This is a genomic window from Streptomyces sp. NBC_00425 (genome assembly GCF_036030735.1).
Lineage (GTDB): Bacteria > Actinomycetota > Actinomycetes > Streptomycetales > Streptomycetaceae > Streptomyces.
On record NZ_CP107928.1, the window covers coordinates 434,101 to 452,505 of the forward strand.

Genomic DNA, 18,405 nt, shown 5'->3' on the forward strand with positions numbered 1-18,405 from the left:
TCGGCGAGGTCAGTGCCGGCCGGCGAGGCCGAGATCTGCCAGGAGCCGGGCGCGGAGTTCCTCGCGTGCGACGCCCGCTTCGCGGTCCACGGCGGAGAGGTGCACCTCGTGCGAGGTGCCGATGCGGCCGTTGCTCATGACGACGATGCGGTCCGCCAGGGCGATCGCCTCGTCGACGTCGTGGGTGACGAGCAGCATGCCCGCGTGATGCCTGGTCCGCAGGGCCCGTACGAGGTCGTGCATGCGGAGCCGTGTGATGGCGTCGAGTGCCGCGAACGGCTCGTCGAGCAGCACGAGTTCGGGCTCCGAGACCAGGGCCCGCGCGAGCGACACCCGCTGGGCCTCGCCGCCGGAGAGCTCCTTGGGCCATGCCTTCTCGCGGCCCGCGAGTCCGACCTCGGCGAGCACGTCGCGGGCTCGCTGCTGCGCGTCGGGTCCGTGCAGGCCGAGCGTGACGTTGTGCAGGACCCGCTGCCACGGCAACAGCCGGTCGGCCTGGAAGACGATCGCACGCCGTGCCGGGACCTCCACACGCCCTCCGTCGGGCCGGTCGAGTCCGGCGAGCAGACGCAGCAGGGTGCTCTTGCCGCAGCCCGAGGGACCGAGCAGTATCACCAACTCCTCGTCGGCGATGGTGAGGTCGAGGTGGTCGAGCACCACCCGGTCACCGAACCGACGGACCACCTGCTCGACGACGACCCCGGTCTGCCGGCGAAGCTCCGTTGCGATCGTGCTGCTCATGACGCCTCATAACTGGGTCGCCACCGCAGCAGCACCCGCTCGAGAACCCGGACGAACTGGTCGGCGAGCAGACCCAGCAGCGAGTAGATCACCAGCCCCACGAAGACCTGGTTGGTCTGGAGGTAGGTCTGCCCCTGCGTGATGAGGAAGCCAAGTCCCTTGTCGGCGTTGACCGTTTCGGCGGCGACGAGGCCCAACACGCTGTATGCGAGGGAGAACCGCAGGCCGACCAGGAACCCCGGCAGGGCTCCGGGCACCAGCACGCGCGTCACCAGGCGCCAGGCGCCCGCGCCCGTGGTGCGCGCCATCTCGATCAGCCGCTGGTCGACCCCTCGGATCGCGGCGAACAGGTTGAGATACATCGGGACTCCGGCACCGAAGGAGATCAGCAGCACCTTGGTCAGTTCGTCGATGCCGAACCACACGATCATCAGCGGCAGCACCGCGAGGAGCGGGATGGTGTTGAGCACCTGCACGAGGCCGTTGAACAGGTATTCACCGCTGCGCAGCAGCCCACCGAGCACCCCGGCGACGATGCCGACCGTCAGCCCGATCGCGAGACCGATGCCGGCCCGCTGCAGCGAGATGGCCAGGTCCGGCCCGAGGACGCCCTGTCGCCACAGGTCGGCGGCGGACTTCACGATCGAGGTCGGCGCCGGAGCGTAGGTCTTCGACACCACTGCGGCCCGGGCGAGGATCTCCCAAACGACGAGGATGACGACCGGGGTCGTGTAGATGCCCAGCGGCCAGCGCAGCCGCTCGCGGAGCGTGCTGAGCGGCGACCGGAGGCGTGTGTCGCGCGGCAGGAACACCTCACGCTCGCGCGCGCTCGTCGTCTCGGCGGCCGGGCCCTTGGTGACGGCAGGCGCTTTGAGGCTGAGCTCGGTCATACCGCCACCGCCGGCACACTGCTGTAGTGCGAGGCGTCACCGACGAGCTGCTCGCTGCGGCGTCCGTCGACGCCGGCCGGTACCTCCCCCGCGACCGTCACCCGGTTGAGGCGGCGCGGGTGGTCGTCGTAGTTGTCCACCGCGTAGTGCTGGGTGATCCGGTTGTCGAAGATCAGCAGCTGCTCGGGAGACCAGGTCCAGCGCACGATGTTCTCCGGACGCGTCACATACGACTGGAGGATGCGCAGCAGATCCTCCGATGCGCTGCTCGGGAGACCCACGATCCGCTTGGCGAACCCACCGATGAACAGCCCGCGTTCGCCCGTCAGCGGATGCACCCGCACCAGGGGATGCTCCGCCTCGTACGGCGTCGACACGAAGGCTCGGTCGTACTCCTGCCGTTGTGCGGTCGTGGGCGCGGGACGGGCGTAGTCGTACTGGTTGGTGTGCACGACGCGCAGCGTGTCCGCGAGGGCGCGCAGCGGTCCGGGCAGGTCGCGGTAGGCCGCGGCGGCGTTGGCGATGAGCGTCTCTCCGCCGTACGGCGTGGTCACGATCGACCGGAGAGTGGTGAGCTGCGGCGGATTGATCACGAAGGTGACGTCCGTGTGCCATTCGTTGGCCTTGGAGGTCTCGCTGTCGACGGCGAGCACGTTCGTCGTGCCGTCGGCGGCCGGCACGTTGGGGTGGGCGGTGGTGAGTTCCCCGAACCACCGGGCCACGCGCTCCTGGCCGGCGTTGTCGAGGTTGACGTGGTCGAAGACGATCGCCTTGTGCACGTTGAGGGCGTCACGGAGCGCCGTGACGGTCGAGAGATCGGGGGTCGCCGAGAGGTCGACGCCCTCGACGACCGCGCCGATACGGCCGGTGAGCTTACGGATGGACGGAGGCATGACGGGGTCACTCCCGGACAGATGGGCGCACCGAGGGGCGCGCGGAACGCCGGCTGAGCAGGCCGGAGAGAAGAAACATGTGGTCGCAGAGCCGCTGCAGCCGCGTTCTCAGCGACCGCGTCGGCGTGCGCGAACAGGCTCCCGGCTCGTACGAGTACGAGAAGGAGGTGACACGGGAGCCCTCAGGAGGTGGACGCGACGATCCCGCGGGGAGCATCGCAGCGCGGGCGGCTTCGCACCGCCGCTGCCATGGCGCGCGCCATGGGCGCACACCGGCTCCTGCCGGGAAGTACCTGCCGGGTCAGCGACAACAAAACGCGCTGGAGACGTGCGCCAGATCGATGTGGCGCCGCCGAGTGAGGTCCACGCGCGGGGTCATGGAACGGGAGTTCAGCAGAGGTCCACCACGTTGGTCAATAGCTTCCCGGACAGGTCTTGCATTGCGGACACAGAGAACTTCTCGGTCTCTCCGGAGGCGATCCGCAGGCCAGAAAGACGTGCATGGTCGCTCCCCTGCCGTCAGCCACCCGAGAGGCCCGGTTCGTCGCCGCCCCGAGCGGCTGCCCGGCCCTGAGAATTCGCCGTCGTCGCACAGTCGCTGCCCACGCCTGGCCCCGGACCTGCGAGTTGACGAGCCCGGCCGCGGCACCCAGCACCAGCCGGGCACCGATCAGGGTCCCCGGCCCTCCTCCGGTCGCGGCCGTCACCCCAGCCAGGAGGAAGACCGCCATCCCGGCCATGAAGAGACGCTTGCGCCCGTGCAGGTCACCGAGTCCGCCCCGGGGGCGGGAGCGAGGCCGAAGGCCGGCGAGTACCCGGCCCACGATCCACTGGACGTCGGCCCCGGTGGCCGCGATGGACTGGCGCATGCTCGGGACCGCGATGTTCAGGACGGCCCGGTCGATCAGGGTCGTGGCGCCCGCGGCCAGGCACACCAGCAGTGCCGGGCCCGTGGTCTCCATGCCCGGATCAACGCACAACGGGAAAAGATGCGTCCACCACGCGTCCCGGCGGACGAGGTTCCCCTTCGCCGTGTTCGCCCTTGACACTCACAGGGGCGGGCGACGTACGTTGAAGGGGAAAGTTCCTGACAGGCGGAGGCTTTGATGCACGTACTGGGGGCGGCACCGCGCGGTGCGTGCACCGGTGCGCGGCTCATCACCCGGCGGCATGTCGACTACTGCCGTACCTCCTCCGCCGCCTGTCCTTCCGTACACGCCTGACCCCTGCCGGCCGTCTCGTCAGCCGTCTCGTCGTGGCCTCGCCCTGCGGCCACGAGTCCTCGTGTTTCCCGGAAGGAACTCCATTGACCGGCCCCGCCCTGCACCTCGCGGTCGAGATCGACGGCGACGGCGCCCACCCCGCGGCCTGGCGCCGCGCCGCCCACTCGCCCGACCAGTTGCTCACCCCGCGCCGCGTGGCCCGGGTCGCCGCCGTGGCCGAGAACGCCGGGTTCACCCTGATCACCCTGGACGACGGCGTGCTGCCGCCCGGAGCCTCGCCGGATCCCGTGGGCCGTATCGGCGCGGTGGAGCGGGCGGCCTTTGTCGCGGCGTCCACGAGCACCATCGGGATCGCGCCCATCGTCCCGGTCACGTATGCCGAACCGTTCCATGTCTCCAGCCAGTTGGCGTCCCTGGACCATGTCTCCGCCGGCCGCGCGGGGTGGGTGGTGGCGGAGGAGGAGCGTCCCGAGGCGGCCCGCGCCTGGGGGCGGCCCCTGGTCGCCGACGCCGAGGCACAGGCCCGAGAGTCCCGGGACGGTGTGGAGGTGGCCCGCGCCCTGTGGGACTCGTGGGAGGACGACGCGGTCATCCGGTCCGTGGCCACGAGCCGCTACCTCGACCGTGAACGGCTCCACTACATCGACTTCACCGGGGAGACGTACGCCGTCAAGGGTCCGGCGATCGTGCCGCGCCCGCCGCAGGGGCAGCTCGTCGTCCTGGCCAGGCCCGGCCGGGTTCCCGCCGCACAGCTCGATGTCGCTCTCGTCGAAGGCCGCGACCTCGCGTCGGTCGCCGCTGCCACCGCTGCCGCCGGTACGCCGCGCGTCTTCGCGGAGGTCGAGGTGGCGCTGGACACGCCGGACGCGACCGGCGCGGAGCGGGTCGCCGACCTGGAACGGCACGCGCCGTGGACCGACCAGGGCAGACTGCGGCACATCGGACCGGCCGATCGACTGATCGCTCTCCTCCATGAGTTGAGCCGTCACGTCGACGGCGTACGGCTGCACCCGCTGGTGCTGGACGAGGACCTGTCCGTCCTCTCCCGCCTCGTGCTGCCGGCCCTGTCCGAGCGGCGCCTCGTCGCCCGCCCGCTTCCCGGTACGTCCCTGCGCTCGACCCTGGGTCTGGAGCGCCCCGCCAATCGCTTCGCAGCCGCAGCCGCTGCCGTGGCCGCCCAGGAGGACGCCCGATGACCCGCACCGATCCCCTCGACGTCCCCCGGCCACACGCCCAGCTGCACTTCGGGGTGTTTTTCCAAGGCGTCAACCACTGGACCGTCTGGTCCGCCCCCGACAGCGGCTCCCAGATCGACCCCGCCTCCTTCCGCAAGGTCGCCCAGACCGCCGAACGGGGCCTGTTCGACGCGTTCTTCCTCGGTGAGGGGCTGCGGCTGCGCGAGGTCGACGGCAGGATCCACGATCTCGACGTGGCCGGACGGCCGGACGCCCTCACCCAGCTCTCGGCACTGGCCGCGGTCACCCGCCGGATCGGCCTGGTCTCCACCTCCAACTCCACCTTCAACGAGCCCGCCGACCTCGCCCGCCGTCTCTCCGGCCTCGATCTGCTCTCCGAAGGGCGCGCAGGCTGGAACGTGGTGACCACGGACAACGCCTGGACCGGCGCGAACTTCCGCCGTGGCGGCTACCTCGACCACGCCGACCGCTACCGCCGCGCCGAGGAGTTCCTCACCGTGGCCCGCGCGTTGTGGGACGGCTGGGAGGACGGAGCAACCGCCGACTCCGCAGGTGCACGGCATTGGTCGGTGCCCGGTGCCCTGCACCGAGTACGGCACCGCGGACCGCAGTTCGACGTCGACCTCGCCCCCACCCTGCCGCGCAGCGCCCAGGGGCACCCCGTGATCTTCCAGGCCGGTGACTCCGGTGAGGGACGCGACTTCGCCGCCCGCAACGCCGACGTGATCTTCTCCGCGCACGGCAACGACTTCGACGACGCACTCGCCTTCGCCGAGGACATCCGCACCCGCCTGCGCGCCGTCGGCCGACCCGACGACGACCTGAGGATCCTGCCCGGCACCGAGATCATCATCGGCGCCACCGAGGAGGAGGCTCAGGAGAAGAAGCGCTGGATACGGTTCCAACAGGTCACTCCCGCAACGGCATTGGGGATCGCCGGGCTGCTGTGGGGCATCGACCTGTCCGACCGCGACGCCGACGGGCCACTGCCCGAGGAGGATCCGGTCGTCGCCGAGAACGACGGCTCCTTCGGGGCGCGGCGCATCGCCGACCCGCGCACGGTCGTGGCCGAATGGCGGGCGAAGGCGGAGACACACGGCTGGTCGCTGCGCGAGACCGTCATCGCACTCGGCCCGCAGCGCGGGCACGTCGGCACTCCGTCCGGCCTGGCCGACAAGTTCGCCCACTTCGTGCGGCACGGCGCGGTCGACGGCTTCAACGTCACGCCCTTCCTCGTCCCCGACGGCCTCGACGACATCGTCGACCTGCTCGTCCCGGAACTGCAGGAACGCGGCATCTACCGCACCGAGTACACCGGCACCACCCTGCGCGAGAACCTCGGCCTGCGCGGACCCCTCACGCACCGGACCGCGCGGGACCGGCGGCAGGCGGGCTGAACACCGGGATGCTTCTTCGACTCAGGACTGAGTACACATGAATGACAAGAACCTGTCACACACGGACCGGAATGCCGGTTCGCCCGACGCCGGTTGTGACTGACATGACTGTTGGAGTAGCGCTCAACGCGTCCGACGCGCCGAACCAGGTCGACGCCACCGTGCAACTGGCCCAGGAGGCCGCCGGCGCCGGCCTGCGGTCGGCCTGGTTCGGGCAGACCTTCGGTGCGGACTCACCCCAGCTCGCGGCGATCGTCGGGCGGGAAGTGCCCGGACTGCAGGTCGGCACCTCCGCGATCCCCGTCTTCGGCCGCCACCCGCTGCTGGTCTCCAGCCAGGCCCAGACCGCCCAGGCCGCGACCCACGGCCGGTACCACCTCGGTCTGGCCCTGGGCACGAAACTGCTGACGGAGGGCTTCGGCCTGCCCTTCGAACGCCCCATCGCCCGGCTGCGTGAATTCCTCACCGCCCTGCGGCAGTTGACCGAGACCGGCACGGCCGACTTCCACGGCGAGCTGCTCACCGCCACCACCCCGCTCTCGGCGCGCGTAACGGGTGCCGAGAGCGGCGTCCCCTTGCTGGTCGCCGCGATGGGGCCGCAGGCGCTGCGGGTCAGCGGTGAGCTGGCGGACGGGATCCTGCCCTACCTGGCGGGTCCGCGCGCCCTGGCGGAGCACATCGTGCCCGCCGTGACCGCCGCGGCCGAGGCCGCCGGCCGCCCCGCGCCCAGGATCGTGGCCCTGGTACCCGGCGTGGTCACCGACGACGTGGACGCGGTACGGGCGACGGCCACCGAGAACCTCGCGTTCTACGAACAGATCCCGTCCTACGCCCGGGTCATCGAGCTCTCCGGCGGCCGGCGGGCCGGCGACCTGGCCGTGATCGGGGACGAGAAGACCGTCGAGGCCGAGGTACGCCGTTACCGCGACGCCGGCGCCACCGAGGTCGTGTTCTCGGCCACCGAGATCGCGGGCGAAGCCCACCGCCGACGCACCTGGCGACTCCTAGGCGACCTGGCCCGCTGAGCACACCGGTAGAGCGGACGGCCCGACCGGCCCCCTGCACCCCTGCACCCCCGTGACGAAGGAGAACCCGTGACCACAGAGGCCACCGCGACCGACTTCCATGCCTTCACCGAGAGTTGGCTGGAGTGGTACCGCGCCCAGGAGGCCCGGCTCGCCGACCCGCACGGGTTCCTGGCGATCACCGGCCTGCACTGGCTCGACGACCGGCCCCAGCGTTTCCCGGACGCGCCCGGTGCGTGGCGCACCGGCCCCGACGGAGTCGTCGTAGACCTCGACGACGGCGAGGAACTGGTCGTCGACGGAAAGCCGGTGCGCGGTGAACACCGCTTCGGCGTCCTTCCCGAGCGTGGGGGCGCCGACGCCGTCTGGGGGGACGCCGTCATCGAGGTCGCCAAGCGCGGCGGCAACGACATCGTGCGCCCCCGACACCCGGACGCACCGCTGCGCACGGCCTTCACCGGAACGCCCGCCTACGCCCCCGACCCGCGCTGGGCGGTCACGGGCCGCTACATCCCCTTCGACACGCCACGACCGACCACCGTGGGCGCCGCCGTGGAAGGTCTTGAGCATGTGTACGACGCTCCGGGCAGGATCGAGTTCGAGCTGGACGGACGCCAGCTGTCCCTGACCGCGTTCCCCGGCCATGGTGCGGGCCGGCTGATGGTGCTGTTCACCGACGCGACCTCCGGAGTCACCACCTACGCCGCCAACCGGTCGCTCGCCCTGGAGCCACCCGCCACCGACGGCACGGTCGTCCTGGACTTCAACCGGGCCGCGAACCTGCCGTGCGCCTACACGGACCTGGCCACCTGCCCGCTGCCTCCGGCCGAGAACCGGCTGCCGGTGTCCGTCGAGGCCGGCCTGAAGATCCCCCGCGAGCGCGGCGGTTCCTGAGCTCGACAAGGTGCCGGTCCAACTGCCCCTGCAAGGCGTCGCTTTCCGGCATTGACCTACGACAAGAACCCTCCGTACGATCACGAACGGCATCGAGTGTCAGCGTCAAGCCCTGGCTCGCTGACCGGCAACCCTCCCGCGCGGTGGGGTGCTCCAGGTGAAAGCCCGGCGGGGATCACCGATGATCTCCGCAAGCGCGTGGCCCCGTGACCGGGGCCGGAACATGTGGAGGACCGACATGCGGCACGGTGGTGCCCCAAGCGCCCGCCTCGCGGGCGTCACCGTGTTCTCCCGGCTCTCGCGTCGGCGCCACATCGACCTCAAGCGCTCGGCCAGCTGTCTCTGTCGGGCCTGACGGGCCTTCCCGCCGCTGGTCGCGGCACGGCGCCGGCCGTCGTCGCACCCGCCTGCGCCTGATCTCCGTCTGTCTGTGAGCTCCGTCTGTCTGTGAGCTCCGTCTGTTCTTGAGCTCCGTCTGTTCTTGAGCTCCGTCTGTTCTTGAGCTCCGTCTGTTCTTGAGCTCCGTTTCCCCTGATCCCTGTCTGTCCAGCGCTCCCCCGGCACCGGCGGCGTCGCTCGGCCGGGGCCGCACGCCCACGTCCGGCCATGCCTCGTACGGCTTCCGTGCCGGGTGACACGAGTAGGAGAAGCCCTCCGTGAATGCACTTCCCGATGTCAGATCCGCCCGGTGGGCGGCGCTGGCCGCCCTTGTCACCACCAGTGTTCTGCTGACCGCCTGTGGCTCCGGTGGCGGCGATGCCGGCAGCGGCACCGGGCAGCCCGGGTCCGGCGGCACCCTGACCTTCGCGGTGGGCTCGGACGCCGGCTGCGTGGATCCGCAGCAGGTCGCCAGCAACGAGACCATCTATTCGGTGCGCCAGATCGTGGACTCCCTGACGGACCAGGACCCCAGGACCGGCAAGATCGTGCCGTGGTTGGCGAAGAGCTGGGACATCAGCTCCGACACCACGACATTCACCTTCCATCTACGCTCGGGCGTCACCTTCAGCGACGGGTCGAAGCTGACCGCTCAGGTGGTCAAGGACAACTTCGACGCGGTGCCGAAGCTCGGCGCTCTGGGGGCCCTGGCCGAGGGCTACCTGAGCGGCGTCAAGAGCACCACCGCGGTGGACCCGCTCACCGTCAAGGTGACCTTCGGCCAGCCCAACGCCCAGTTCCTGCAGGCGACTTCGACGCACTCGCTGGGCATCGAGTCGTCGGCGAGCGTCAAGAAGACCCCGCAGCAGAAGTGCAGTGACGGGGTGATCGGGTCGGGGCCCTTCGTACTGAAGCAGTACGTGCAGAACCAGTCGCTCACTCTCGCCAAGCGCGCCGGATACGCCTGGGGTTCCTCGCTGTGGACCAAGAAGGGCGAGGCGTACCTGGACAAGCTGGTCTTCAGGGTCGTACCGGAAGCGGGGGTGCGAGCCGGCAGTCTCCAGTCCGGCCAGGTCGACGCGACCAGCAGCGTCGGCAGGGCCAACGAGGCCGCGCTCAGGGGCGGTCAGGTCACCCTCCAGCGGCGGGCCAACCCCGGCGTCGTGTTCGGCCTCGCGTTCAACAACTCACGGCCGGTCCTCAAGGATGCCAAGGCGCGCCAGGCGATCCTGTTCGCCATCGACCGGCAGCAGATCGCCGACACCGTATTCCCCACCGGCACTCAGGCGGCGACCAGCGTGCTCGCGCACACCACGCCCGACTACACCGACCTCGCCTCGGACCTGTCCTTCGACGCGGCCAAGGCGAAGTCCCTGCTGGACTCGGCCGGTTGGAAGCCCGGCAGCGACGGCATCCGTGCGAAGGACGGCAAGAAGCTGAGCCTGACCATCGACTGGATCCCCAACGCGGCCACCAACCAGCCCGCACTGGAGCTGATCCAGCAGCAGCTCAAGGCCGTCGGCATACAGGTGACCCTCAAGCAGCTCCAGCTCACCCAGCTGGCGCCGACCCTCCAGTCGGGCGACTACGACGCGGCGTGGAGCAACATCACCCGTGCCGACCCGGACATCCTGCGCAGCTCCTTCTCCACCAAGCTGGCCAACTTCTACCGCGTGCCGGCGGGCAGTCTGGACACGGCACTCTCCGCGCAGGCGGCCACCGCGGACGCGGCCAAGCGTAAGCAACTGGTCGTTCAGGCACAGCAGTTGATCGTGCAGAACGCCTACAACGCGCCGGTGGTGGAGCTCCAGACCCAGCTGGGTGTGGCGAAGAAGGTGCACGACCTGAACTTCGACGCCTCCAGTCGGATCCAGCTGCACGACACCTGGATCGGCTGACCCATGCGCCGCTACGTCGTCAAACGCCTGGCGCAGGCGGTCGGAGTGCTGTGGGCGGCCTACACGGTCTCGTTCCTGGTGCTGGACTACCTGCCGGGTGACCCGGTCACGGCGATGGCCAGTGCCGGGATGGACTCGGGACAGGTCGATCCGAAGCGACTGGCCGCCCTGCGGCACGAGTACGGCTTCGACGAGCCGGTGCTGGTGCAGTACGCCGAGTACCTCGGCAGGGCGGTGCGCGGGGACTTCGGCGACTCGGTCGCCACCGGCCGACCGGTCACCTCGACGCTGGCCGACGCACTGCCACAGACCCTGCAGCTGACTGGGGCGGCACTGCTCCTCGCGGTGCTCCTCGGCGGCGGACTGGCAGTGGTGGCGACGTACACCTCCCAGCGATGGCTGCGGCAGCTCCTGCTGTCGCTGCCGCCACTGGGGGTGTCGGTGCCGACGTTCTGGGTGGGGCTGCTGCTCGTCGAGACGTTCTCCTTCCGGCTGCACTGGTTCCCGGCCTTCGGTAACGACGGCCTGAAGGGGTTGGTGCTCCCCGCCCTCACGCTGGCGGTCCCCACCGGCGCGCTGGTCGCCCAGGTGCTCGCCAAAAGCCTGCTCACCGCACTGGACCAGGCGTACGTGGAGACCGCCCGGGCCAAGGGCGCGGGCAGGTGGCGGGTCCATCTGCGGCACGCTCTGCGCAACGCGTCCCTGCCGGCGCTGACGGTCGTCGGCCTGCTGGTGGGGCAGCTGATCGCCGGTTCGGTGGTCGTCGAGACGGTGTTCTCCCGCGACGGCCTCGGCCGCGTCACCGCGGCGGCGGTCACGGCCCAGGACATCCCGCTGGTTCAGGGGGTGGTGGTGTTCGGGGCGCTGATCTTCGTCACCACCAACCTCGTCATCGACCTGGTCTATCCACTCCTGGATCCGCGGATCGTGGTGGCCTCGGGCAGAAGGGCGGCACTCGCATGAGCCAGAGCCTTGTCGACGACCCGGCCGAGGCGGCACCGGGACCGGCCCGCCCGGTCGGGGCGGGGCCGGTGCCGGAACCGGGACGCCGCGTGGACGTACGGCGACTGCTGCGCTTCGTGGTGCGCCGCCCGGGTCTGCTGGTGTCGGTGGTCGTCCTCGTGCTGATTGTGCCGGCCTCGTTCCGGCCCGACCTGTTCACCTCGCAGGACCCGTTGCAGGGCGTCCCGTCGCAGAACTTCCGCGGTCCGAGCGGCAGTCACTGGTTCGGCACCGACGAGCTGGGCCGCGATGTCTTCTCGCGGGTCGTCCACGGCGCCCAGTTGTCCCTGAAGGCCACGCTGATCGCGGTGCTGGTGGCGCTCGTGGTCGGCGGTCTGCTCGGGGTGGTCGCCGGATTCGTGGGCCGATGGGTGGACGACGTGCTCATGCGCTTCGTCGACGTACTCCTGTCCATCCCCGCGCTGTTCCTGTCCCTGGCCCTGGTCACCGCGCTGGGATACGGCACGGTGAAGGTGGCGGTCGCGGTCGGGATCGCCAGCGTCGCCTCGTTCGCCCGGGTGGCGCGCGCGGAAGTGCTGCGCGTACGCCAGGCGGTGTTCGTGGAGGCGTCGCGGGCGAGCGGGGCCCGCTGGTACTCGGTGCTGGGCCGGCACGTGCTGCCCAACGCGGCGGGCCCGGTGATCGTGCTGGCCACCCTCGACTTCGGCTCCTCCATCCTGGCCGTGTCGGCCCTGAGCTTCCTCGGCTACGGCGCTCCCCCGCCGGCCCCGGAGTGGGGCACGTTGATCTCCGACGGCCGCAACTACCTCGCCAACGCCTGGTGGCTGACCGCACTGCCCGGTCTGGCGATCGCCGCGACCGTGCTGTCCACCAACCGCATCGCCCGGGCGCTGGACGGCGAATGGTCCCGGCAGCGATGACGGACGAACACGAGAACGGTGAGGACATGACCACACCACTGCTGGAGATACGCGGCCTGTCGGTGTCGTACCGCACCCGGGGTGGCACGGTCGCCGCCGTCCGAGGCGTGGACCTCGACGTGTGGCCGGGACAGGTGACGGCGGTGGTCGGCGAGTCCGGCTCCGGCAAGAGCACCACCGCGCACGCCGTCACCCGGCTCCTGTCGGCGAGCGGCCATATCGACGCGGGCACGATCCGCTTCGGCCGGCACGACCTCGCCACCCTGTCGGAGGCGGAGTTGCGCACCGTGCGCGGAGCGCGGATCGGGCTGGTCCCCCAGGACCCGACCGTCTCCCTCAACCCGGTCAAGCGGATCGGCGACCAAATCGCCGAGGTGCTGCGCATCCATGGTCTCGCGACCCGTCGATCGGCTCACGCCGAGGCGGTCGCCGTGCTGGACCGGGCCGGGCTGCCCGACGCGGCCACCCGTGCACGGCAGTACCCGCACGAACTCTCCGGCGGAATGCGGCAACGCGCGCTGATCGCCATCGCCATCGCCGCGAAGCCAGAGCTGATCATCGCCGACGAGCCCACCAGCGCGCTCGACGTGACCGTGCAGCGGGTCATCCTCGACCATCTTCAGCGCCTCACCGAGGAGTCGGGCACCGCGGTCCTGCTCGTCACCCACGACCTCGGGGTCGCCGCCGACCGGGCACAGCGCCTGGTGGTCATGTCCGAGGGCAAGGTCGTCGAGGCGGGCCCGACCGCCGACATCCTCGCCAACCCCCAGGACGAGTACACCCGGCACCTGCTGGCCAGCGCCCCGAGCCTGACCACCGCCCGGTCCCGCACCCCGGCCTCCCTCCCCGAGCCGGATACGGCGCCTCTGGTCGAGGTGCGCAACCTGGTCAAGGAGTTCAGGCTGCCCCGCGCCGGGGACGGCCCTCGCACCTTGCGCGCCGTCGACGACGTCAGCTTCACCCTCCACCGAGGCCAGACCCTCGCCCTGGTCGGAGAGTCGGGGTCGGGCAAGTCGACCACCGCCCGCCTGGTGCTCCGACTCGTCGACGCGACCGCCGGACAGATCCTCTTCGACGGCACCGACGTCACCTCCGCCAACGGCGCCGGGGCCAGGCAGCTGCGCCGCCGCGCCCAGCTGGTCTACCAGAACCCCTACGCCTCGCTCGACCCTCGATTCTCCATCGGCGAGGTGATCACCGAGCCGCTGCGCGCCTTCAAGGTCGGCGACCGCGCCTCCCGGCTCGCCCGCGCCCGTGATCTGCTCGCCCGGGTGGCCCTTCCGGCCGCGACGCTGGAGCGCCGCCCGGCGGAACTGTCCGGCGGGCAGCGGCAGCGCGTGGCGATCGCCCGTGCCCTCGCCCTCTCCCCCGATCTGGTGGTCTGCGACGAGCCGGTCTCCGCGCTCGACGTGTCCGTACAGTCCCAAGTCCTGGACCTGCTGGCCGAGTTGCAGACCGACACGGGCGTGGCGTACCTGTTCATCTCGCACGACCTGGCCGTCGTACGTCAGATCGCGCACCAGGTCACCGTCATGCGGGCCGGCCGCGTCGTCGAGACAGGCCCGCCGGAGGAACTGTTCACCCGCCCCCGCCACGAGTACACCCGACAGCTGCTTGCGGCCATTCCCGGCAGCCGCGTCCCGCCCCCCGCCGCCGAGACCATCACGAGTTGAGGACCACGGTCGCATGAGCACACCCACCATCACCTCGCTGGCATTTCTCACCCCGGGCAACTTCGCCGACGACGACCCGTACACCGGCCTGGAGGAGACACTCCAACTCTTCGAGTACGGCGAACGGCTCGGCTACGACGGCGCCTGGATCCGCCAGCGCCACCTCGAACACGGCGTCGGCTCGGCTGCCGTCTTCCTCGCCGCGGCCGGTCAGCGCACCGAGCGGATCGAGCTGGGCACCGCGGTCATCCCGATCGGCTACGAGAGCCCGTTCCGTCTGGCCGAAGACCTGGCGCTTGCCGATGCCCTGTCCCGCGGCCGCCTCCAGGTCGGCTTCAGCACCGGCATGCCGCACGCCGACCTGCTCGGCGACCTGGTGTACGACGGCGACTGGCGCAGCTTCGACCTGTCGTACGGCCGGATCGCCCGCCTCGTCGACAACCTGCGCGGCGACTATCTCGGCGGCCCGGACACGGTGATCCACTCGCCTGGCAACGTCCAGCGGCCACGGCTGCAGCCGCACAACCCCGGCCTGGTGGAGCGGATCTGGTACGGCGGAGGCAGCCTGCGCTCGGTCCGCTGGGCCGCCGGGAACGGACTCAACCTGCTGTCCGGCAACATCGTCACCGGCGATGACTCCGACGACTTCACCACCGCCCAGCTGAACCTGCTCTCCGAGTACCGGCGCAACCTGGGCGACGACCGGACAGCGGCGCGCGTAGCGCTCGGGCGGGTGATCGTGCCGCTCGACAGCGCCGACGCGTTCACCCGGGCCCGCTACCGGGACTACGCGGCCACTCGACACGAACGCACCCTGAAGCCGCAGACCCTGGCGGCGCCGGGCCCGAAACGGTTCCTGTTCGCCCCGGACGTCGTCGGCACCACGGAGCAGATCCTGGAGCGGTTGGCGGCCGATCCCGTCCTCGCGCAGGTGTCGGAGCTGCGCCTGGAGCTGCCCTACGAGTTCCATCGCGAGGAGTACGAACAGATCCTGCACGACGTCCGGCATCTGATCGCACCCGAGTTGGGCTGGCGCCCCGCTTCCCCGAGGGTCAGGAGCCGGGCCGGTGAGTCCTGTCCCTGAGCTCGCGGTCCGGCTCAAGGTGCACGATCGGCCCTTGCCGACCGCTCCGCTCCGCCCCGGACAGCTGGATGAGGACGTCGTCCTTCGAGCGCCCCCGGGCCGGACCGAGGGACGACAGCACGCGCACACGGAGGCTCTCGACATTGGCCTACCGGTAGCTCGTCAAGCTCGGTGCCCGGTGGATCGGGCCGGTGGAAGGAGTGCCGCTCGGGGCCCGTCGGCGGCGGGAAGGAGCCGTCCGCTTCCAGGTGGGTGCGGTCGTTGCGGGCCAGTGTCCGCCGGTACGTCTCCCCGTGCGTGGGCTCGTTCTTCACTCGGAGTCGGCCGCCCCGCACCACGACGTCCTGCGCCGCAGGCCGGCGGCGGCCGCAAACGCGTCGTCCACCTCAACCCGGCCGTTCGGGAGGCGCTCCTCGCACTGGTCGAACCCGACGTCCGCGGAGATCCCATGTCGCGACGCTGGACCACCGAATCCACCCCCAGACTCGCCGAGCAGCTCCCCCCCCACGGCCACAGGATCTCCGCGGACACGGTGGGCGACCTGCTGCGCGAGGAGGGCTTCAGCCTGCAGAGCAACGCCAGGACCCAGCCCCTCGCGCCGTCGTCAGGAGCGCGCGAGCCGCGCCGCGAGATAGGGCGCGGTGGCGCTGCGGCGAGACCTCGCCACCTTGGCCGGCGGGCCCGCCACGACCACCCGCCCGCCCGCGTCGCCGCCGCCCGGCCCGAGGTCGATGACCCAGTCGGCGGTAGCGATCGTGTCCAGGTCGTGCTCGACGAGAACGACCGTGTTGCCGGCGTCGACGAGCCGGTGCAGCTGTCGCAGCAGCAGCGCGATGTCCGAGGGGTGCAGCCCCGCCGTCGGCTCGTCGAGCAGGTAGAGCGCGTGCCCGCGGCGGGCTCGCTGCAGTTCGGTGGCCAGTTTGATGCGTTGCGCCTCACCGCCGCTGAGTTCCGTCGCGGGCTGGCCCAGCCGCAGGTACCCCAGTCCCACCTCGCGCAACGTCTCCAGACTGCGGGAGGCGGCCGGGACGGCGGACAGGAACTCGGCGGCGACGTCGACGGGCAGCGCCAGTACTTCCGCGATGTTCTTGCCGCGGTAGGTGACTTCAAGCGTCTCGGCGTTGTACCGGGCGCCCTCGCAGGTCGGGCACGGTGCATAGGTGCCGGGCAGGAACAGCAGTTCCACCGCGACGAACCCTTCGCCCTGGCAGGTCTCGCACCGCCCCTCGGCCACGTTGAAGGAGAACCGGCCGGCCGAGTAGCCGCGCGCCCTGGCCTCGTCCGTCGCCGCGTACAGCTTGCGCACCGCGTCGAACATCCCCGTGTACGTGGCCAGGTTGGACCGGGGAGTTCGGCCGATGGGCCGTTGGTCGACCCGGACCAGCCGGTCGAACGACTCGACCCCCGACGCGTCCTGGACGTCGACCTCCAGCTGCGCCTCGTCGGGCTCCTCGGGTACGAGTCCGAGGTGGCCGCGGACGACCTCGGCGAGCACCTGCGTCACCAGCGTCGACTTTCCGGAACCGGACACGCCCGTCACCGCCGTCAGTACGCATAGCGGTACGTCGACGGACACGTCGTGCAGATTGTGGCGGGAGACGCCGCGCAGGCGCAGCCAGCCGTGCGGTGTGCGCGGGCGGTGATCGAGCGGCCGAGCGCGCCCGAACAGGTACTGGCTCGTGGCCGACTCCGCCACCCGCTCGAGACCGGCGACCGGGCCGCTGTACAGCACGCGTCCGCCGCCCTCGCCAGCGCCGGGGCCGATGTCGACCACCCAGTCCGCCCGCCGTACGACGTCCATGTCGTGCTCCACGACGAACAGCGAGTTGCCCGCCGCCTTGAGGCGGTCCAGCACGTCCAGCAGCGGTTCCGCGTCAGCCGGGTGCAGGCCTGCGGAGGGTTCGTCGAGGACGTAGACGACGCCGAACAGCCCCGAGCGCAGCTGGGTGGCGATCCGCAGGCGCTGCGCCTCGCCGGGCGACAGGGTCGTCGAGCGGCGCCCGAGGCTGAGATATCCGAGGCCCAGGTCGAGCAGTACGTCGACCCGCGCGACCAGATCGCCGCAGATCCGGACCGCGACCTCGGTCGTCTCCCCGGATCGGGCGGTCGACGTGGTGGCGTCGGCCCCGGACCGCCCCGCGACGGGCCGCAGCAGCGCCACGACCGCGGTGAGCGGCATCGCGTTGATCTCGGCGATGGAGCGTCCGGCGAAGGTCACGCCGAGCGCCTCGGGCCGCAGTCCGCTGCCGTGACACTCGGGGCAGGGCACACTCCTCACGAACCGCAGCGCCCGTTCGCGCATCTTCTCGCTCTTGGAGTCGGCGAGGACGTGCCTGACGTGCTTGCGGGCGCTCCAGAACCTGCCCTGGTAGCCGTAGTCGACGCGGTCCTCCTCCGGCTCGATGTACACGGAGGGCTGCTCGTCCGTGTACAGCAGCCAGTCCCGGTCCTTCTTCCTGAGCCTGCGCCACGGTCGGTCGATGTCGATCCCCAGGCCGCTCACGACACTGCGCAGGTTGGCGCCCTGCCAGGCGCCCGGCCAGGCGGCGATCGCCCCCTCGCGAATGCTCAGCGAGGCGTCCGGGACGAGCAGCTCCTCGGCGACGTCGTGCACGACGCCCAGTCCGTGGCACTCCGGGCAGGCGCCGGCCGCGGTGTTGGGTGAGAACGACTCGGCTTCCAGCCGTGCGGCACCGGGCGGATAGGTGCCGGCACGGGAGTACAGCATGCGCAGCAGATTGGACAGCGTGGTGATGGTGCCGACCGTCGAGCGCGAGCTGGGCGACCCGCGTCGCTGCTGCAGGGCCACGGCGGGTGGCAGTCCGGTGATTTCCTGCACGTGCGGTGCGCCGACCTGTTGCAACAGCCTTCGGGCGTACGGTGCCACGGACTCGAAGTAGCGCCGCTGGGCCTCTGCGTAGAGCGTGCCGAACGCGAGCGAGGACTTGCCCGAACCGGAGACGCCGGTGAAGGCGACCATCGCGTCCCGTGGAACGTCGACGTCGATGTTCCGCAGGTTGTTCTCACCGGCGCCCCGGACATGCACGAAGGGGTCGGTCGCGTCCTTGTTCACCCTTCCTGATTACCTGATCGCGCCGGGAGCCGCGCGACAGGCGCAGTCGCCGAGGCCGCTCACACGAGCGCGATGACGTCTCGGCGCGGAAACCCTCGCGGTCCGGGTGCGCGAAGCCGCGGGCTGCGCAGCTCGCCCCGCCGGGCAGGCCCGAGGC

14 protein-coding genes, 1 pseudogene and 1 riboswitch are annotated in these 18,405 nt (G+C 71.0%); of the genes and pseudogenes, 11 read left to right on the plus strand and 4 right to left on the minus strand.

Annotated features, from left to right (window positions below; translation table 11 throughout):
- Positions 1 to 9: 9 nt before the first annotated feature.
- From OHS82_RS01890 to OHS82_RS01900, 3 genes are read right to left on the minus strand one after another with little or no spacing between them, the layout of a single operon-like run.
- Positions 10 to 741: an ABC transporter ATP-binding protein gene (locus tag OHS82_RS01890; RefSeq protein ID WP_057575053.1), complete on the minus strand. Its 732-nt coding sequence runs from the start codon at positions 739 to 741 to the stop codon at positions 10 to 12.
- Positions 738 to 1,631 carry an ABC transporter permease gene (locus tag OHS82_RS01895; protein WP_057575052.1) on the minus strand — a complete coding sequence of 298 codons (894 nt, stop codon included), beginning with the start codon at positions 1,629 to 1,631 and terminating at the stop codon, positions 738 to 740. Before OHS82_RS01895 ends, OHS82_RS01890 begins: the two co-directional genes overlap by 4 nt.
- Positions 1,628 to 2,524 (minus strand): TauD/TfdA dioxygenase family protein, encoded by an 897-nt coding sequence (locus tag OHS82_RS01900; RefSeq protein ID WP_057575051.1) that lies wholly within the window; start codon positions 2,522 to 2,524, stop codon positions 1,628 to 1,630. The genes OHS82_RS01895 and OHS82_RS01900 overlap by 4 nt, the downstream gene beginning before the upstream one ends.
- Before the next feature lie 1,306 nt (positions 2,525 to 3,830).
- Between OHS82_RS01900 and OHS82_RS01905 the strand changes: the two genes are divergently transcribed.
- From OHS82_RS01905 to OHS82_RS01955, 11 genes and pseudogenes are all read left to right on the plus strand, one after another.
- The gene (locus OHS82_RS01905) at positions 3,831 to 4,943 is read left to right on the plus strand and encodes an LLM class flavin-dependent oxidoreductase (protein ID WP_057575049.1); all 1,113 of its coding nucleotides are present in this window, start codon (positions 3,831 to 3,833) and stop codon (positions 4,941 to 4,943) included.
- A complete protein-coding gene (locus OHS82_RS01910) occupies positions 4,940 to 6,340 on the plus strand; it encodes an NtaA/DmoA family FMN-dependent monooxygenase (protein WP_057575048.1) in 1,401 nt (466 codons plus the stop codon). The genes OHS82_RS01905 and OHS82_RS01910 overlap by 4 nt, the downstream gene beginning before the upstream one ends.
- Positions 6,341 to 6,444: 104 nt before the next feature.
- Positions 6,445 to 7,365, plus strand: coding sequence for an LLM class F420-dependent oxidoreductase (locus tag OHS82_RS01915; RefSeq protein ID WP_328433102.1), 921 nt, complete (start codon positions 6,445 to 6,447; stop codon positions 7,363 to 7,365).
- Positions 7,366 to 7,434: 69 nt separating this feature from the next.
- Positions 7,435 to 8,259, plus strand: coding sequence for a DUF1684 domain-containing protein (locus OHS82_RS01920; RefSeq protein ID WP_057575047.1), 825 nt, complete (start codon positions 7,435 to 7,437; stop codon positions 8,257 to 8,259).
- Between the two features lie 88 nt (positions 8,260 to 8,347).
- A riboswitch (SAM riboswitch) is annotated at positions 8,348 to 8,462 on the plus strand.
- Between the two features lie 35 nt (positions 8,463 to 8,497).
- Entirely contained in the window at positions 8,498 to 8,614 is a 117-nt protein-coding gene (locus OHS82_RS01925; protein ID WP_328433103.1) for a putative leader peptide, read from the plus strand.
- A 301-nt stretch (positions 8,615 to 8,915) separates the two neighbouring features.
- On the plus strand, positions 8,916 to 10,535 hold the full coding sequence (locus OHS82_RS01930) for an ABC transporter substrate-binding protein (protein WP_328433104.1): 1,620 nt from the start codon (positions 8,916 to 8,918) through the stop codon (positions 10,533 to 10,535).
- Positions 10,536 to 10,538: 3 nt separating this feature from the next.
- On the plus strand, positions 10,539 to 11,498 hold the full coding sequence (locus OHS82_RS01935; RefSeq protein ID WP_057575045.1) for an ABC transporter permease: 960 nt from the start codon (positions 10,539 to 10,541) through the stop codon (positions 11,496 to 11,498).
- Positions 11,495 to 12,418, plus strand: a complete 924-nt coding sequence (locus OHS82_RS01940; RefSeq protein WP_057575044.1) for an ABC transporter permease — start codon at positions 11,495 to 11,497, stop codon at positions 12,416 to 12,418. Before OHS82_RS01935 ends, OHS82_RS01940 begins: the two co-directional genes overlap by 4 nt.
- A 26-nt stretch (positions 12,419 to 12,444) precedes the next feature.
- The gene (locus tag OHS82_RS01945) at positions 12,445 to 14,091 is read left to right on the plus strand and encodes an ABC transporter ATP-binding protein (protein WP_328433105.1); all 1,647 of its coding nucleotides are present in this window, start codon (positions 12,445 to 12,447) and stop codon (positions 14,089 to 14,091) included.
- Positions 14,092 to 14,104: 13 nt separating this feature from the next.
- A complete protein-coding gene (locus tag OHS82_RS01950) occupies positions 14,105 to 15,175 on the plus strand; it encodes an LLM class flavin-dependent oxidoreductase (protein WP_057575043.1) in 1,071 nt (356 codons plus the stop codon).
- A 337-nt stretch (positions 15,176 to 15,512) separates the two neighbouring features.
- Positions 15,513 to 15,761 (plus strand): annotated as a pseudogene (locus OHS82_RS01955) (ISAzo13-like element transposase-related protein); the annotation flags it as partial.
- Positions 15,762 to 15,779: 18 nt separating this feature from the next.
- Here OHS82_RS01955 and uvrA read toward each other — a convergent pair.
- Positions 15,780 to 18,248, minus strand: a complete 2,469-nt coding sequence (gene uvrA, locus OHS82_RS01960; protein ID WP_057575041.1) for an excinuclease ABC subunit UvrA — start codon at positions 18,246 to 18,248, stop codon at positions 15,780 to 15,782.
- Between the last annotated feature and the right edge of the window lie 157 nt (positions 18,249 to 18,405).

What these genes read in the sequence shown, in the direction of transcription:
- OHS82_RS01950 (WP_057575043.1), top strand. Translation starts at nt 14,105, where the DNA reads ATGAGCACACCCACCATCACCTCGCTGGCATTTCTCACCCCGGGCAAC.
- OHS82_RS01910 (WP_057575048.1), top strand. Translation starts at nt 4,940, where the DNA reads ATGACCCGCACCGATCCCCTCGACGTCCCCCGGCCACACGCCCAGCTG.
- OHS82_RS01915 (WP_328433102.1), top strand. Translation starts at nt 6,445, where the DNA reads ATGACTGTTGGAGTAGCGCTCAACGCGTCCGACGCGCCGAACCAGGTC.
- OHS82_RS01895 (WP_057575052.1), bottom strand. Translation starts at nt 1,631, where the DNA reads ATGACCGAGCTCAGCCTCAAAGCGCCTGCCGTCACCAAGGGCCCGGCC.
- OHS82_RS01925 (WP_328433103.1), top strand. Translation starts at nt 8,498, where the DNA reads ATGCGGCACGGTGGTGCCCCAAGCGCCCGCCTCGCGGGCGTCACCGTG.
- OHS82_RS01940 (WP_057575044.1), top strand. Translation starts at nt 11,495, where the DNA reads ATGAGCCAGAGCCTTGTCGACGACCCGGCCGAGGCGGCACCGGGACCG.
- OHS82_RS01935 (WP_057575045.1), top strand. Translation starts at nt 10,539, where the DNA reads ATGCGCCGCTACGTCGTCAAACGCCTGGCGCAGGCGGTCGGAGTGCTG.
- OHS82_RS01945 (WP_328433105.1), top strand. Translation starts at nt 12,445, where the DNA reads ATGACCACACCACTGCTGGAGATACGCGGCCTGTCGGTGTCGTACCGC.
- OHS82_RS01900 (WP_057575051.1), bottom strand. Translation starts at nt 2,524, where the DNA reads ATGCCTCCGTCCATCCGTAAGCTCACCGGCCGTATCGGCGCGGTCGTC.
- OHS82_RS01890 (WP_057575053.1), bottom strand. Translation starts at nt 741, where the DNA reads ATGAGCAGCACGATCGCAACGGAGCTTCGCCGGCAGACCGGGGTCGTC.